12 protein-coding genes are annotated in these 17,629 nt (G+C 57.9%); 2 read left to right on the top strand and 10 right to left on the bottom strand.

Annotated elements, in window-relative coordinates; genetic code table 11:
* The 4 genes from ACR0AI_RS15840 to rpsL form a co-directional block, all read right to left on the bottom strand.
* Positions 1 to 91: GTP-binding protein (locus ACR0AI_RS15840; RefSeq protein ID WP_215675807.1), on the bottom strand; the 91-nt coding region annotated here is incomplete at its 3' end.
* A 60-nt stretch (positions 92 to 151) separates the two neighbouring features.
* Complete coding sequence (gene fusA, locus ACR0AI_RS15835) at positions 152 to 2,269, bottom strand: elongation factor G (RefSeq protein WP_170375372.1); 2,118 nt, start codon at positions 2,267 to 2,269, stop codon at positions 152 to 154.
* A gap of 18 nt (positions 2,270 to 2,287) precedes the next feature.
* A complete protein-coding gene (rpsG, locus tag ACR0AI_RS15830; RefSeq protein ID WP_039529242.1) occupies positions 2,288 to 2,758 on the bottom strand; it encodes a 30S ribosomal protein S7 in 471 nt (156 codons plus the stop codon).
* Between the two features lie 15 nt (positions 2,759 to 2,773).
* A complete protein-coding gene (gene rpsL, locus ACR0AI_RS15825) occupies positions 2,774 to 3,145 on the bottom strand; it encodes a 30S ribosomal protein S12 (RefSeq protein WP_005621086.1) in 372 nt (123 codons plus the stop codon).
* Between the two features lie 398 nt (positions 3,146 to 3,543).
* Here rpsL and ACR0AI_RS15820 point away from each other — a divergent pair, with 398 nt between their 5' ends.
* Positions 3,544 to 4,359 carry a putative rhamnosyl transferase gene (locus ACR0AI_RS15820; RefSeq protein WP_480675082.1) on the top strand — a complete coding sequence of 272 codons (816 nt, stop codon included), beginning with the start codon at positions 3,544 to 3,546 and terminating at the stop codon, positions 4,357 to 4,359.
* Here the strand turns inward: ACR0AI_RS15820 and ACR0AI_RS15815 are convergent.
* From ACR0AI_RS15815 to rplJ, 6 genes are all read right to left on the bottom strand, one after another.
* Positions 4,344 to 5,213 carry a DMT family transporter gene (locus tag ACR0AI_RS15815; RefSeq protein ID WP_480675084.1) on the bottom strand — a complete coding sequence of 290 codons (870 nt, stop codon included), beginning with the start codon at positions 5,211 to 5,213 and terminating at the stop codon, positions 4,344 to 4,346. The genes ACR0AI_RS15820 and ACR0AI_RS15815 overlap by 16 nt on opposite strands.
* 128 nt (positions 5,214 to 5,341) lie before the next feature.
* Positions 5,342 to 6,415 carry a cysteine synthase A gene (cysK, locus tag ACR0AI_RS15810; protein ID WP_480675086.1) on the bottom strand — a complete coding sequence of 358 codons (1,074 nt, stop codon included), beginning with the start codon at positions 6,413 to 6,415 and terminating at the stop codon, positions 5,342 to 5,344.
* Positions 6,416 to 6,559: 144 nt separating this feature from the next.
* Entirely contained in the window at positions 6,560 to 10,801 is a 4,242-nt protein-coding gene (gene rpoC / locus ACR0AI_RS15805; protein WP_480675088.1) for a DNA-directed RNA polymerase subunit beta', read from the bottom strand.
* 50 nt (positions 10,802 to 10,851) lie between these two features.
* On the bottom strand, positions 10,852 to 14,988 hold the full coding sequence (gene rpoB, locus ACR0AI_RS15800) for a DNA-directed RNA polymerase subunit beta (RefSeq protein WP_170375383.1): 4,137 nt from the start codon (positions 14,986 to 14,988) through the stop codon (positions 10,852 to 10,854).
* Between the two features lie 250 nt (positions 14,989 to 15,238).
* Positions 15,239 to 15,613, bottom strand: coding sequence for a 50S ribosomal protein L7/L12 (rplL, locus tag ACR0AI_RS15795; protein WP_008204003.1), 375 nt, complete (start codon positions 15,611 to 15,613; stop codon positions 15,239 to 15,241).
* A 79-nt stretch (positions 15,614 to 15,692) separates the two neighbouring features.
* Positions 15,693 to 16,211, bottom strand: a complete 519-nt coding sequence (gene rplJ, locus ACR0AI_RS15790) for a 50S ribosomal protein L10 (protein WP_170375385.1) — start codon at positions 16,209 to 16,211, stop codon at positions 15,693 to 15,695.
* Between the two features lie 436 nt (positions 16,212 to 16,647).
* Here rplJ and ACR0AI_RS15785 point away from each other — a divergent pair, with 436 nt between their 5' ends.
* Positions 16,648 to 17,607: a phosphotransferase family protein gene (locus tag ACR0AI_RS15785; RefSeq protein WP_480675091.1), complete on the top strand. Its 960-nt coding sequence runs from the start codon at positions 16,648 to 16,650 to the stop codon at positions 17,605 to 17,607.
* Positions 17,608 to 17,629 lie beyond the last annotated feature (22 nt).

Genomic DNA, 17,629 nt, shown 5'->3' with positions numbered 1-17,629 from the left:
CTGCGGTCAGCGTCGTCTTACCATGGTCAACGTGCCCAATCGTGCCGATGTTGACGTGCGGTTTTGTACGCTCAAACTTTTCCTTTGCCATGATGGCCTCCTTTTTCGGTAATGAAGGGAGCGTGATACCCACGCTCCCTCAAATCTTTGGTTATGCGTATTTCGCCTGGATCTCGTCCGAGATGTTCTGCGGAACCGGGTCGTAGTGGTCGAACTGCATGGTGAACTGGGCGCGGCCCGACGACATCGAACGCAGAGTGTTGATGTAGCCGAACATGTTCGCCAGCGGAACGAACGCGTCGATCGCGATCGCGTTGCCGCGCGGTTCCTGACCAGACACCTGGCCACGCCGCGAGGTCAGGTCGCCGATGATACCGCCGGTGTATTCTTCCGGGGTGATCACTTCGACCTTCATGATCGGTTCCAGCAGTTTCGCGCCAGCTTTGCGCATGCCTTCACGCATACACATACGGGCCGCGATTTCGAACGCCAGAACACTCGAGTCAACGTCATGGAACTTACCGTCCAGCAGGGCAACCTTGAAGTCGATCACGGGGAAGCCAGCCAAAGGGCCGCTGTCCATAACCGACTGGATGCCTTTTTCAACACCCGGGATATATTCCTTCGGAACAGCACCACCAACGATGCGGCTCTCAAACGAGTAACCTTCGCCCGGCTCGGTCGGAGTGATCTCAAGCTTAACCTCACCGAACTGACCCGAACCACCCGACTGTTTCTTGTGGGTGTAGGTGTGTTCGACCGGCATCGAGATGGTTTCACGATAGGCCACCTGAGGTGCACCAATGTTCGCTTCAACCTTGAACTCGCGCTTCAGACGGTCAACCAGGATGTCGAGGTGAAGCTCGCCCATGCCCTTCATGATGGTCTGACCCGATTCCAGGTCGGTTTCCACACGGAAGGACGGGTCTTCGGCGGCCAGACGGGCCAGACCCTGGGACATCTTCTCTTGGTCGCCCTTGGTTTTGGGCTCAACCGCGATCTCGATCACCGGATCGGGGAAGGTCATGGTTTCCAGAACCACCGGATCCTTCGCGTCACACAGGGTGTCACCGGTGGTGGTGTCTTTCAGACCCGCCAGCGCGATGATGTCTCCTGCAAACGCTTCTTCGATCTCTTCCCGGTTGTTCGAGTGCATCATCATCATACGACCGATGCGCTCTTTCTTACCTTTGGTCGAGTTCAGGATCGAGTCACCCTTGTTCATGGTGCCCGAGTAGATCCGAGTGAAGGTCAGCGAGCCAACAAAGGGGTCGTTCATGATTTTGAACGCCAGACCCGAGAAGGCCATTTCGTCGTCTGCACGACGTGCGATGTCACGAACTTCTTCCTCGTCGCCGGGTTTGAAGCCCATGTAATCGACAACGTCCAGCGGGCTGGGCAGATAGTCGATCACAGCGTTGAGCAGCGGCTGAACGCCTTTGTTCTTGAACGCCGAGCCACCCAGAACCGGAACGAACGCGATGTCCAGAGTGCCTTTGCGCAGCAGTGCGCGCAGGGTCGGAACGTCGGGCTCATTGCCTTCCAGGTATTCCATCATCGCGTCGTCGTCCATTTCGACGGCCGCTTCGATCATCTTACCGCGCCATTCGTCAGCCATGTCTTTCAGGCTGTCGCGGATCGGAGCTTTGATCCAGCTTGCGCCCAGATCTTCGCCCTGCCACAGCCACTCTTCCATAGTGACCAGGTCGATCAAACCTTCCAGCTCGGACTCGGCGCCGATCGGAATACCAACCGGAACAGCGCGTGCGCCGGTGCGGTCTTCGATCATGCGAACGCAGTTGAAGAAGTCTGCGCCGATCTTGTCCATCTTGTTGACGAAAACCATACGCGGAACTTTGTAGCGGTCAGCCTGACGCCACACGGTTTCGGTCTGGGGCTCAACACCTGCGTTTGCGTCCAGAACGCAGACGGCACCGTCGAGAACCGCCAGCGAACGCTCAACTTCGATGGTGAAGTCAACGTGGCCGGGGGTGTCGATGATGTTCAGGCGGTGCTTGGGGGTATCGGCGGTTTGACCGTCCTCGGTGCGCTCCCAGAAAGTGGTGGTCGCAGCCGAAGTGATGGTGATGCCGCGTTCCTGCTCCTGCTCCATCCAGTCCATGGTGGCTGCACCATCGTGCACCTCACCGATGTTGTGGGATTTACCAGTGTAATACAGGATACGCTCCGAGCAGGTGGTTTTACCTGCATCGATGTGCGCCATGATACCGAAGTTACGGTATAGTTCGAGCGGATATTCGCGTGCCATTTTTGATAAGCCTCTGAATTACCAACGGTAGTGGCTGAAGGCTTTGTTCGCCTCGGCCATCTTGTGGGTGTCTTCGCGCTTCTTCACGGCGGTACCGCGGGACTGTACAGCGTCCAGCAGTTCGCCGGCGAGGCGTTCTTCCATGGTGTTTTCGTTGCGGCCACGCGCAGCAGTGATCAGCCAACGGATGGCCAGTGCTTCGCGGCGCTCGGGGCGCACTTCGACCGGAACCTGATAAGTTGCACCACCAACCCGGCGCGAGCGAACCTCGACCGACGGCTTGATGTTGTCGAGCGCTTCGTGGAACACTTCGACAGGTGCGCGCTTGATCTTGTTCTCAACGCGGTCAAAGGCGTTGTAAACGATGCGCTCTGCGACCGACTTCTTGCCGTCGATCATCAGGTTGTTCATGAATTTGGTCAGTACCTTGTCGCCAAATTTGGCGTCAGGCAGGACTTCGCGTTTTTCGGCGGCGTGACGACGTGACATATCAGCCTCTCCTTCTTACTTGGGACGCTTCGCGCCGTATTTCGAACGACGTTGCTTACGATCTTTGACGCCCTGAGTATCCAGAACACCGCGCAGGATGTGGTAACGCACACCGGGAAGGTCTTTTACACGGCCGCCACGGATCAGAACAACCGAGTGTTCCTGCAGGTTGTGGCTTTCACCGGGGATGTATGAGATGACCTCGAACCCGTTGGTCAGGCGCACCTTGGCAACCTTACGCATAGCCGAGTTCGGCTTCTTCGGTGTGGTTGTATATACACGTGTGCAGACGCCGCGTTTCTGCGGGCACTGCTCCAGGTGCATGGACTTCGAGCGTTTTACTTTGGGCTGCCGCGGCTTGCGGATCAGCTGTTGAATAGTTGGCATTCCGGTTTCTTCCCCGTTTTGCAACACACATGACATGCACGCGCATTGCGTGCGGTTAAACTTGCTGCACTTATGCGTCCACAAGCGCAAAACCCGCGAACGTTCCCATTCCGAGGTGAACGTCGCGGTTGGTTATCAGAGGACGCGAACTGCAAAATTGTCCGGGTCTTGACCAGTTCATTACTGAAATCGGTTTTGGGGCGGCCCCCGGTACCGAGATGACGCGCGTAATAGGGGGAGTCGGCCCAAGTGTCAACAGCACTTACCCCAGTGCGCCAAACTGGCCAGATTGCGCTGTGATATCAACGATTGCGCACACCGGCCAGCCTCTTCTGGCGTTGCGGGTGAAGGCATAGCCCGGCATAGTGCGCGCAGAACAGTTTTGCGATGGATGACAGATGCAGGTTATCGGCCTTTGCCGCTTTTCCTTTCCGGCCCTTGGCAGCTTTCAGACCGAACATGAAACCCTGGATGATCGGCGTCGTCACCTCTACAGCCCTGCCCGTCTGGAAGAGAGGTTCCGATTGTTTGAGTCCTCGACCCTGCCCTGTTTTCGCGAACACACCGACGAGGATTTCGAGCTGCTGGTGGTGATCGGAGACTGCCTTCCGAAAGATGCCTATGACCGGCTACACGACCTGACAGCAGATGTGAAACAGGTCCGGATCGTTCAGGAATCGCCTCGGGCCGACAAATCGCATCGCCATATCATGAAAGATATCCTGAACGCGGCCCGCAAAGACCCGGCTCAGCCTTGCATCCAATTCCGCCACGACGATGACGACGCGGTATCCGTGGATTTCGTTGAACGTCTGCGCGAAGCCGTCCGCGACAGCAAAGGCCTGATGGAGCGCAACACCATTGTCGGCATTGATTTCAATCAGGGCTTCTTTGCCCGTCTCAACGCCGATGGGATAACGGCGAAACCGACGCATAAACCGCTTTTGGGCGTGGGTCTTGGGATGCATATCGCAGGCGGCTGCAAACAGACCATCATCAGCTTTACCCATCATCGCATGGGCCGCTTCATGCCCATCGTCAGCTATACCGACGCACCAATGTGGATGCGTTCGCTCAACGGGTTCAACGACTCACGCGGGGCGCGCAACTATGACCGCGAACTCTCGGCCCTCAGCCCCGAGCTTGAGGGAGAGTTCATCGCCCGTTTTGCCATTGATCAGAGCATCGTCCGAAACGTTCACGGCGCGCCCTGAGTTGTCCTTTCGCGGAACAGTGTGAACAAGCCAGCCGCGACAACCAGCCCGGCGCCGAACAAGGTCACCGCATCGGGCCATTCGCCAAACACCACCCAGCCCAGCCCCAAGGCCCAAATCAGACTGGAGTATCGGAAAGGGGCGATAAACCCAACCTCGCCTTCTCGCATCACCTTCACGCTGCACAGATATCCGATCAGGACAAATACAGCAGCCGAGGCCACCAGAACAGCATTGCCGCCGGACAGGTTGACCCAGCCCTCAAACGTCGACACCAGCCCTGCGGCAACAGAGATCGACAGCGAAGTGGCAAGGGTCACCACCAGTGATGGAACCTGCGGTGACATGCGCCGGGTGATCAAGTCTCGGATCGTCACCGAGACCACGGCCAGCAACGCATAGATCGCGTAGACGCTGAATCCGTCCGGGCCGGGCCGAACGATCAGCAACATGCCCATGAACCCGACGACAATCGCCATAATGCGCCGCCAGCCGATATGTTCCGAGAAGAACAGGACCGCCCCCAGCGTCACGGTCAAAGGCAACACCTGAAGAACCGCAGTCACATTCGCCAACGGCATGTTCTTGAGCGCAGTCAGAAAGAAAAACGTCGCAGATAGTTCGGCGACACAGCGAATTGAGACCAACCATTTGTCATGCCGAGAAAAATTCAGGTGCAAAGCTCCAAGATGGCGCGCCAACCCGTAAACCAGCAGTGTCGCCAATGCCCCCCGGATCGCAACCAACTGAAACAAGGGAAGTTCTCGCAGCGCGATTTTGACCAGCGTGTCATTCACTGTAAATGCGGCCATGCTGGCCATCATCAGCAGTGCGCCTTTAACATTTGGACTCATTCAAACAATACTCGGCCTTCAAACAATGGCGGTATTCACGCTTCAATCTCACGCAAAGTCAATTCGCGCGTTTCAATCCCAAAATTTTTTCACAAAGAGCAACTGTAACCGGTTGTTTTCCAGTCGCTTCAGTCCGTCATCTGAGCCGACGGCGTCGATTTAGAGATCGCGATCTCCTCTTCCGTCATATCTTCCGCCACACCTTCGAACAACGGGGTCGAAAGATACCGTTCACCGGTATCTGGAAGCATCACCAGCATCACCGATCCGTCCGGAGCGGTCTCGGCCAGTTTCATCGCCACCGCAAATGTGGATCCACCCGATATGCCGGTGAAAATCCCCTCTTCCGCAGCCAGACGGCGCGACCAGGCAATCCCGTCTGCGCCGGGCACGGGGATCAACTCATCATAGAAGCCGTTGTCTATGGCCTCCTGCAGGACCCAAGGAATGAAATCAGGCGTCCAACCCTGAATCGGATGCGGCTCGAAGTTCGGATGGCTTTCGGTCGGCTGATGTGTGTCGTTGCGGGTATTCACATAGCCTGACGAGACAATCGCCGCATTCGCAGGTTCCGTCAGGATAATCTTCGTCTCCGGGCGTTCTTTCCTCAGAACCCGCGCCACGCCAGAGACGGTTCCGCCGGTGCCATAACCCGTCACCCAATAGTCGAGCTTCTGCCCGTCGAAATCCGCCAGAATCTCTCGCGCGGTAGTGTTTTCATGAATGTCGGCATTTGCCGCGGTTTCAAACTGGCTGGCGAGGAACCAGCCATTCTGCTCGGCCAGCTCCTTGGCTTTGGTATACATGCCAAACCCTTTCTGGGCGCGCGGAGTTAGAACAACCTTAGCCCCCAGGAACCGCATCAGCTTACGCCGCTCGACCGAGAAACTGTCGGCCATGGTCACAACCAGAGGATAGCCCTTGGCCGCGCAGACCATCGCTAATCCGATCCCTGTATTGCCCGAGGTCGCCTCAACAACCGTCTGCCCCGGTTTCAGCCGACCGTCCCGCTCGGCCGCTTCGATGATGTTCAACGCCAGACGATCCTTGACGGAACTGGCCGGATTGAACGCTTCGAACTTCACGTAAACCGTCACGTTTGAGGGCGCGATTCTATTGATGCGCACGCAGGGCGTATCTCCGACAGTGTCCAGAATGCTGTCATACAGGCGCTTGCGCCCTTGCGTTTGCCGGGTTGTCATGGCGGCCCCCTCCTCTGCTTTGCGCAACCATGCCACAAACCGGGTCACATTGATAATTTTCTTTGCGAAAGCGCGCTTCGGCGGGCGCAAACAAAAAAGGCCCCGCGAAATCGCAGGGTCTTTTCTGTCTTTCAGGTCCGAGGGTTACTCGCGGCTTTCCGGTGTTTCCACCAGAACGTCAAGCTCATCCCCGACCATGTCGTCGTCAAAGCTAGGCGCGGCCAGAGCAGCAGCGGCTTCGGCCTCTTCCCGACGGGCTTCAATGACCACATTGTCACGCGACTGCGCGATGTGGCGCACGGCCTGAGTTGCACCACCGGTACCGGCGGGGATCAGGCGACCAACGATGACGTTCTCTTTCAGGCCAACCAGCTTGTCTTTCTTGCCCTGAACCGAAGCTTCGGTCAGCACGCGGGTGGTTTCCTGGAACGACGCCGCCGAGATGAACGAACGCGTTTGCAGCGAGGCTTTGGTGATCCCCAGAAGGATCGGCTCGCCCTGTGCCGGACGACCACCGCGGGCGATGGTCTTCTCGTTGGCCGCGTCGAACTCTTGCTTGTCGACATGTTCGCCTTTCAGCAGGGTGGTGTCGCCTGAATCCAGGATCTCCCACTTCTGCAGCATCTGGCGCACGATGACCTCGATGTGCTTGTCGTTGATCTTCACGCCCTGCAGACGATACACGTCCTGCACCTCGTCGATCATGTAATCCGCCAGCGCTTCGACACCCATGATGGACAGGATGTCATGCGGAGCCGGGTTACCGTCCATCAGGTATTCACCCTTCTGGATGAAGTCCCCTTCGGCGACCGGGATGTGCTTGCCCTTGGGCACCATGTACTCGATAGTCTCCATGGACTCGTCAGCCGGTTCGATGCTGATGCGGCGCTTGTTCTTGTAGTCGCGGCCAAAGCGCACGTAACCATCGGCTTCTGCGATGATCGCGTGATCTTTCGGACGGCGGGCTTCGAACAGTTCGGCCACACGCGGCAGACCACCGGTGATGTCCTTGGTCTTGGCGCCTTCACGCGGGATACGCGCGACAACGTCACCGGCTTCGACAGTCTGGCCATCTTCGACCGACAGGATCGCATCCACCGACATCGGATAGTGAACCGGGTTGCCCGCATCGTTGCGGACCGGCTCGCCATCTTCGCCGACCAGAATGATCTCGGGCTTGAGGTCGCTGCCTTTGGGGGCGGCGCGCCAGTCGATCACGATCTTCTGGGTCATACCGGTTGCTTCGTCGGTCTCGTCGCGGACAGCAAGGCCCGAAACAAGGTCGACGTATTTCGCGGTACCGGCTTTCTCGGCGATGATCGGCAGGGTGTAGGGATCCCATTCGAACAGCTTGTCGCCACGGGCCACTTTGGTTCCGTCCTTGACGAACAGCTTGGAGCCATAGCCCAGCTTGAAGCTGGCCCGCTCTTCGCCGTGTTCGTCGTTGATCACCAGCTTCATGTTCCGGCCCATGACCAGGCTTTCACCTGCGGCATTGATCAGAATCTGCGGGTTCTCGAAGGAAACGACACCTTCCTGGCTGGCTTCCTGGAACGACTGCTGGCCACCTTGCGCAACACCACCGATGTGGAAGGTCCGCATCGTCAGCTGCGTACCGGGTTCACCGATGGACTGAGCGGCGATGATGCCGACAGCTTCACCCGTGTTCACCATGGTACCGCGTGCAAGGTCACGACCGTAGCAGGTGGCACAGACGCCTTCCTCGGACTCACAGGTCAGAGGCGAACGGATGCGCATCGAGGCAACACCGGCTTCGTCGATAGAGTCGGCCATACGTTCGTCGATCAGCTGACCTGCGGCCACGATCACCTCATCGGTGCCCGGACGCAGAACATCGTCAGCAGCCACACGGCCCAGCACACGTTCGGCCAGCGATGCAACAACCTCACCGTCATTCACGGCTGCTTCGGCAGTGATCGCACGCTCGGTGCCACAGTCGATCTCACGAACGATGCAGTCTTGTGCCACGTCCACCAGACGACGGGTCAGGTAACCCGAGTTCGCCGTCTTCAGAGCGGTATCCGACAGACCCTTACGGGCACCGTGGGTCGAGTTGAAGTACTCGAGAACGGTCAGACCTTCTTTAAAGTTCGAGATGATCGGCGTTTCGATGATGTCACCGTTCGGCTTGGCCATCAGGCCGCGCATACCGCCCAGCTGTTTCATTTGAGTGACCGAGCCACGCGCACCAGAGTGGGCCATCATGTAGACCGAGTTCGGTTCCTGCTCGGAGCCGTCCTCAGCCCGATCCGACGACGAGATCGTCGACATCATGGCCTCGGTGACGCGGTCGTTACACTTCGACCAGGCATCGACAACTTTGTTGTACTTTTCGCCCTGAGTGATCAGGCCGTCCATGTACTGCTGTTCAAAGTCCTTCACCTGACCGCGGGTGTCATCAACGATGCCCCACTTGTCACCCGGAATGACCATGTCGTCCTTACCGAACGAGATGCCCGCCTTGAACGCTTCTTTGAAGCCCATCGACATAATCTGGTCACAGAAGATAACCGACTCTTTCTGACCGCAGTAACGGTAGACGGTGTCGATCACCTGCTGCACTTCTTTCTTCCGCAGAAGACGGTTGACCAGCTCGAACGGCGCTTTGTTGTTCATCGGCAGCAAGGCACCCAGACGCAGACGGCCCGGAGTGGTTTCATAACGCTTCTGAACTTCGTTGCCTTCGTCGTCGATCTGCGTGATCCGCGCGGTGATTTTCGAGTGCAGGTGCACTTCGCCGGAATCCAGCGCGTGCTGAACTTCGTCGATCGACCCGAACACCTTGCCTTCGCCCGGCATGCCTTCACGTTCCAGGGTCACATAGTAGAGACCCAGGATCATATCCTGCGACGGAACGATGATCGGCGCGCCGTTTGCAGGCGACAGAACGTTGTTCGTCGACATCATCAGAACACGGGCTTCCAGCTGCGCCTCAAGGCTCAGCGGCACGTGAACAGCCATCTGGTCGCCGTCGAAGTCAGCGTTAAAGGCCGAACAGACCAGCGGGTGCAGCTGAATGGCTTTACCTTCGATCAGGACCGGCTCGAACGCCTGAATGCCAAGACGGTGAAGCGTCGGCGCACGGTTCAGCATAACTGGGTGTTCGCGGATCACCTCGTCGAGGATATCCCACACTTCGGGACGCTCTTTCTCGACCAGTTTCTTCGCCTGTTTCACGGTCGAAGACAGACCCTTGGCTTCAAGACGCGAGTAGATGAACGGCTTGAACAGTTCCAGCGCCATCTTCTTGGGCAGACCACACTGGTGCAGCTTAAGCTCCGGACCGGTCACGATGACCGAACGACCCGAGAAGTCGACGCGTTTGCCCAAAAGGTTCTGACGGAAACGACCCTGCTTGCCTTTCAGCATGTCCGACAACGATTTCAGCGGACGCTTGTTGGCGCCGGTGATCACGCGGCCACGACGGCCGTTGTCGAACAGAGCATCCACGGATTCCTGCAACATCCGCTTTTCGTTGCGGACGATGATGTCAGGCGCGCGCAGTTCGATCAGACGCTTCAGACGGTTGTTCCGGTTGATGACGCGGCGATACAGATCGTTAAGATCCGAGGTCGCGAAACGGCCACCATCCAGCGGAACCAGCGGACGCAGTTCCGGCGGAATGACCGGGATCACGGTCATGACCATCCACTCGGGTCGGTTCCCCGACTCGAGGAAGGATTCGACAACCTTCAGACGCTTGATGATCTTCTTGGGCTTCAGTTCGCCGGTTGCTTCGGCCAGATCAGCGCGCAGCTGCTCGGCTTCGGCTTCCAGATCGATCTGGGCCAGCATCTCACGGATGGCTTCGGCACCGATATTGGCGGTGAACGCGTCCATGCCATAGGCATCCTGCGCGTCCATGTACTCTTCTTCGGTCAGCATCTGGCCATAGGTCAGGTCAGTCAGACCGGGCTCGATGACGACATAGTTTTCAAAGTACAGAACGCGTTCCAGATCACGCAGCGTCATGTCCAACATCAGACCGATGCGGGACGGCAGCGATTTCAGGAACCAGATATGCGCAACAGGCGCGGCCAGTTCGATGTGGCCCATACGCTCGCGGCGGACTTTCTGCAGGGTGACTTCCACGCCACACTTTTCGCAGACAACGCCGCGATACTTCATCCGCTTATATTTGCCGCACAGACATTCGTAATCTTTGATCGGGCCAAAGATCCGCGCGCAGAACAGACCGTCACGCTCGGGCTTGAACGTCCGGTAGTTGATGGTTTCGGGTTTCTTGATCTCGCCATAGGACCAAGACAGGATCCGCTCGGGCGACGCCAGCGAGACCTTGATCTCATCGAAGACCTTCGGGGGCGTCAGCGGGTTGAACGGGTTGTTGGTGATTTCCTGGTTCATTTGTTACCTCAAATCTTGCGGAAGGGGGGACGGGAGAAAGGGCAGCGCCCTTACTCCTCAACCTCCGCATCCAGGAGTTCCATATTCAGGCCGAGGCCACGGACTTCTTTAACCAGAACGTTGAACGATTCCGGTACGCCCGCTTCAAAGTTATCCTCGCCCTTGACGATCGACTCATAGACCTTGGTCCGGCCGGCGACGTCATCCGATTTCACGGTGAGCATCTCCTGCAGGGTGTAGGCGGCGCCGTAAGCTTCCAGAGCCCAGACCTCCATCTCACCAAAGCGCTGACCACCGAACTGCGCCTTACCGCCCAGCGGCTGCTGGGTAACCAGGCTGTACGGCCCGGTCGAACGCGCGTGGATTTTGTCGTCCACCAGGTGGTGCAGTTTCAGCAGGTACTTGATGCCCACGGTCACCGGACGTGCAAATTGCTCACCCGTACGACCGTCGAACAGAACCGACTGACCGCTTTCCGAGAAGCCCGCACGCACCAGCGCGTCGTTGACGTCTGCTTCCTTGGCACCGTCGAAGACCGGGGTTGCGATCGGAACACCACGGGTCACGTTGCCCGCAGCCTCGATCAGACCATCCTCGTCCAGACCGGTGATGCCTTCTTCGTAGACATTCTCGCCATAGGCCAGCTTCATCGCTTCGCGAACTGGGGTCAGGTCGCCGGACCGGCGATATTCACCCAGAGCGTCGTCGATGTTCAGACCCAGACCGCGTGCGGCCCAACCCATATGGGTTTCAAGGATCTGACCAACGTTCATACGCGAAGGCACACCCAGCGGGTTCAGACAGAAGTCAACCGGCGTACCATCGGCCAGGAACGGCATGTCTTCCATCGGAACAACCTTGGAGATCACACCTTTGTTCCCGTGACGACCGGCCATCTTGTCGCCCGGCTGCAGCTTGCGCTTCACGGCGATGAAGACTTTGACCATCTTCATCACACCCGGCGGCAAGTCGTCGCCACGACGGACCTTCTCGACCTTGTCTTCGAAACGGGCGTCCAGAGCACGCTTTTGCACTTCGTACTGCTCGTTCAGAGCTTCAACGATCTGTGCGTCCTGCTCGCCTTCCAGCGCCAGCTGCCACCACTGACCACGGGTCAGGGTTTCCAGCAACTCCTCGGTGATCACCGACCCTGCCTTGACGCCTTTCGGGCCTTTGACAGCGGTTTTACCAAGGATCAGGCCTTGCAGACGCGCATAGATGTTGCGGTCAAGGATCGCTAGCTCGTCGTCCCGGTCACGGGCCAGGCGTTCGACTTCCTCACGCTCGATCTGCAGCGCACGCTCGTCTTTCTCGACGCCGTGACGGTTGAAGACGCGGACCTCAACGACCGTACCGTAATCACCCGGCTTCACGCGCAGCGAGGTGTCGCGCACGTCAGACGCTTTTTCACCAAAGATGGCGCGCAGCAGCTTTTCTTCCGGGGTCATCGGGCTTTCGCCCTTCGGAGTGATCTTGCCGACCAGAATATCGCCCGGCTCAACATCCGCGCCGATGTAAACGATGCCCGCCTCGTCGAGGTTGCGCAGCGCTTCTTCACCGACGTTCGGGATGTCGCGGGTGATCTCTTCCGGACCCAGCTTGGTGTCACGGGCGGCGACTTCAAATTCCTCGATATGGACCGAGGTAAAGACGTCGTCACGCGCGATACGTTCCGAGATCAGGATCGAGTCTTCGTAGTTGTAGCCGTTCCACGGCATGAACGCGACGACCACGTTCTTACCAAGGGCCAGTTCACCCATATCGGTCGACGGACCGTCGGCAATGACTTCGCCCTTCTGGACGGTGTCACCCACCTTGATCAACGGACGCTGGTTGATGCAGGTGTTCTGGTTCGAACGCTGGAACTTGCGCAGACGATAGATGTCAACGCCAGCGTCGCCCAGTTCCAGATCTTCGGTGGCGCGGATAACGATACGCTGGGCATCGACCTGGTCGATGATACCTGCTCGTTTCGCCTGAATCGCAGCACCCGAGTCGATCGCGACCTTTTCCTCGATCCCGGTACCGACCAGCGGCGCCTCAGCGCGCAGCAGCGGAACCGCCTGACGTTGCATGTTCGAGCCCATCAGAGCGCGGTTGGCGTCGTCATTTTCAAGGAACGGGATCAGCGATGCAGCGACCGAGACCAGCTGTTTCGGCGACACGTCGATCAGGTCCACATTCTCGCGCGGGGCAAGCGTGTAGTCACCGGCTTGACGGGTCGACACCAGATCGTTGATGAACTTGCCATCAGCGTCCAGCGTCGCGTTCGCCTGCGCCACGGTGTGACGCATTTCCTCGGTCGCGGACATGTAGTGAACCTCATCGGTCACCTCGGCGTCTTTCACGACGCGGTACGGTGTTTCGATGAAGCCATACTTGTTCACGCGGGCAAAGGTGGCCAGCGAGTTGATCAGACCGATGTTCGGACCTTCCGGCGTTTCAATCGGGCACATCCGGCCATAGTGGGTCGGGTGTACGTCGCGCACCTCAAAGCCCGCACGCTCACGTGTCAGACCACCGGGGCCAAGCGCCGAGAGGCGGCGTTTGTGGGTGACTTCAGACAGCGGGTTGGTCTGGTCCATGAACTGCGACAGCTGCGACGAGCCGAAGAATTCACGAACAGCAGCCGCAGCCGGTTTCGCGTTGATCAGGTCTTGCGGCATGACGGTGTCGATCTCAACCGACGACATACGCTCTTTTATCGCGCGCTCCATGCGCAGCAGGCCAACGCGGTACTGGTTTTCCATCAGTTCGCCGACCGAGCGCACACGACGGTTGCCGAGGTGGTCGATATCGTCGATGTCGCCTTTGCCGTCACGCAGTTCCACCAGCGCCTTGATGCAGGCCACGATGTCTTCGCGGCGCAGGGTGCGCAGAGTGTCGGGCGCATCCAGAGCCAGACGCATGTTCATTTTCACGCGACCAACGGCGGACAGGTCGTAACGCTCGCTATCGAAGAACAGAGTGTCGAACAGAGCCGACGCGGCTTCGACGGTGGGCGGCTCACCCGGACGCATGACGCGGTAGATGTCCATGAGCGCGCTTTCGCGGTTCATGTTCTTGTCCTGCGCCATGGTGTTGCGCATGTACGGACCAACATTGACGTTGTCGATGTCCAGAACCGGAATGTCGGTGATGCCCGCGTCGATCAGCTCTTTCGCGGTGCCGCCGATCAGATCGCCGTCCTTGTCATATTCCAGCGTCAGCTCGTCACCGGCTTCGACATAGATCGCACCAGTTTCCTCGTTGATGATGTCCTTGGCGACGTATTTGCCAACGATGTGATCGAACGGAACCAGCAGGTCGGTGACGGTGCCCTCGTCGATCAGTTTCTTGACCGCGCGCGGAGTGACTTTCTTGCCTGCTTCGGCAATCACTTCACCGGATTTGGCGTCAACCAGATCGTAGGTCGGACGGGTGCCGCGTACACGCTCGGGGAAGAACGGTGTGACCCAGCCCTTCTTCTTGTCCAGCTTGTAGGACACGGTGTTGTAATACGCGTCCATGATCGCTTCCTGATCCAGACCCAATGCATACAGCAGGGTCGTCACAGGCAGTTTGCGGCGACGGTCGATACGGGCGAAGACGATGTCTTTGGCGTCGAACTCAAAGTCCAGCCAGCTGCCGCGATACGGGATGATGCGGCAGGCAAACAGCAACTTGCCCGAGGAATGGGTTTTGCCCTTGTCGTGGTCAAAGAACACACCGGGCGAGCGGTGCATCTGGGACACAATCACGCGCTCGGTACCGTTCACGATGAACGTTCCGTTCGGTGTCATCAAGGGCATGTCGCCCATGAATACGTCCTGTTCTTTGATGTCTTTGACCGATTTCGCGCCGGTGTCCTCATCGACATCAAACACGATCAGACGCAGAGTGACCTTCAGCGGTGCGCTGTAGGTCATGTCGCGCTGCATGCACTCTTCGACGTCGTATTTCGGTTTTTCCAGATCGTATTTCACGAACTCCAGAACGGAGGTTTCGTTGAAATCCTTGATCGGGAAGACCGACTGGAACACACCGTTGATGCCTTCGCCGTCTGTGGGCTGTTCTGCATCGCCGGAGCGCAGGAAAAGATCATAAGAAGATTTCTGCACCTCAATGAGGTTCGGCATCTCCAGCACTTCGCGGATTTTGCCGTAATATTTACGAAGACGTTTCTGGCCAAGGAACGTTTGAGCCATGTCAGATGTCACCTTTCGATGTTCTCAGCGGGCAAAGACACCGTCGGGCCCCGGCATCCTGCACATTCGAGACGACACGCCCGGATCAATTCGTGGCCACCGTCCCGAAGGCGGCCTCCCGATCCGAAAACCGTGTCTTAGAAAACGCCCCACGGCATGAGGCCCTTTCTAAGACAGGTTCGGCTGGACCCGGATTTCTCCGGACCCAGCCAAATTTTTCGGCACATCAGCGATGCGCCAGAGACTAAGCTTAGGCCAGCTCGACTTCGGCGCCAGCTGCTTCCAGCTTGGCTTTGACGTCTTCTGCTTCTGCTTTGTCCACGCCTTCTTTGATCTTGCCGCCGGCTTCGACCAGTTCCTTGGCTTCTTTCAGGCCCAGGCCGGTGATGCCGCGAACTTCTTTGATGACGTTGATTTTCGATGCGCCGGCGTTCTTCAGAACGACGTCGAATTCGGTTTTTTCTTCCTCAGCTGCACCGCCGGCGTCGCCACCAGCAGCCATGACAACTGCGCCGCCTGCTGCGGGCTCGATGCCGTATTCGTCTTTGAGGATGGTTTTCAGTTCTTGTGCTTCCAGCAGGGTCAGACCCACGATGCTTTCTGCGAGTGCTTTCAGATCAGCCATTTTATCAGCTCTTTCCGTTTACAGTGTGTGTTCCAACGTCAGGGGGTATCCCCTACGCAGATCATTCAGTGCCAACCGCTTACGCAGCTTCCGCCTTCTCTTCGATGGTGGAAAGGATGCTTGCGATGTTGCTTGCAGGTGCGCCAATTGCACCGGCGATGTTCGAAGCAGGCGCGCCAAGCATACCAGCGATCGTAGCAATAAGCTCTTCACGCGACGGCATTTTCGACACGGCTGTAACACCAGCCCGGTCCAGAGCGTTCTCACCCATTGCACCGCCAAGGATTTCGAACTTTTGGTTCTCTTTGGCGAAGTCCTCGGCCACCTTGGCTGCTGCCACAGGGTCCTCGGAATAGGTCAGAACGGTCATCCCTGTCAGCAGGTCGGCCATGCTTTCACACGGCTTACCCTCAAGGGCGATTTTGGCGAGCCTGTTCTTGGCAACACGCACGGAACCGCCCGCGTCACGAGCACGTGCGCGAAGGTCCTGCATCTCGGCAACTGTCAGACCGGCGTAGTGAGCAACCACTACGACGCCAGAGCTTTCGAAGATTTGGCCGAGTTCCTCGACCACTTTCTCTTTCTGGGCTCTATCCACAGTTCTCTCCAAGTTTGGGGCGATCACTCACCCCGGCTCATATTTGCCGAAGGCAAGCCCCCGGCGTTCAGGTCCGTTGTTACGGGATTGGCCAAAATGCGCCCGAGGGTGGGACCCTCAGAATTCTTTGGTCTTACCCGTCTCAGGCAGGGAATTAAGGGGCCATATGGCACCACCCACCGTCTTGGACGAAACGAAATAAAGCGCACGACGAATCGCACGCTTTACTTCGCAGCCTTACTTAGGGCAGATGGCGGGGGTTTCCAAGGGGTAAATTGCCCCTATTTGCACTTGCGGCATCAAGGCGGAATACACCCTTTGCATGAGGGACGATCTGCCCAGGGGTCAATAAACGCCAGCAATGTCATTGACAGTGGGTTTCAGCTACGGTCACCTCCGATGTGAATGCCCGAAAACACTCCGGGCTTGAGGCAAAATGACAGCGGTTACTCTGGAAGAATTCGACAAGGCCAGTGCCTGCGCCCAAGAGTTGGCACAGGACTGCCTCGGCACGCCCATCACACAGGTCCGCTTTCACTGTCGATCCCACGCCTTCCCCGATACCCGCCTGGTGTGGAAGGTCGAAACCTCGAACCGATCCTACGCGTTAAAGCTTGATACCTTGTCGCCTGAAACCGGACGCCTGCGCAAAGAGTTCGATCTGCTGGTGCAACTGACCGAACACTTCAAGACGTCCAAAAACAACCGGGTCGTCCGCCCTGTTTACATGTCGCCAAGCGGCGTGTTCATGGTGACCGAGTTTGTCGAACGTCCGACCGCGACAGACATCATCTACAACAGCGACGACGACGCTCAGGTGGCACAAGTCTATCGACGGGCGGGGTCGTGGCTGCATGACCTGCACGGCGTTCAAAACGCCGCGGACTACGCGTTTCGGCCGCGTTGGATGACCGACAACATACGCGAGCAATCCACCCAAGTTCCCTCGCATATCTCGGACATCAGCCAACCCATGGTCGAGATGTTTCTGGCCGAAGCCGCATCCTTGAAAAACCGCCCCGACCTGCGCGTGTTTTCCCATGGGGATTTTCACGGCCTGAACCTGATCATGGGCCAAGGAACTGCCATCGGGCTGGATTTCACCGAGGCCCGCGACAAGCTGGCCGTCTATGATATCGTCGACTTTCTGAAGGCGGATATCTTCCGGGACGGGGCCAATAGGGACATCGATCGAAGCGGCGTTCTGACCCGCAACAAGGAGATGTTCTTCCGCCAGTATCGCCACCCGATCGACACTCAGATCCTCGATTGCTGCCTGCGGGGCCGATTGCTGAAGGACTGGCTGCGCCTTTGGCAACCGGACTTCACCTGCAGCGAATTTGAACTGCGCAAACGAGAGCGGCTGCAATTGCGTCTGCAACAGGCCTTTCGCTAGGGCATCAAAAAACCCGAGCAGC

Source organism: Ruegeria sp. BG3, assembly GCF_056538485.1.
Note: the sequence above shows the minus strand (reverse complement) of the source record. Positions and strands in the feature narration are given on the sequence as shown.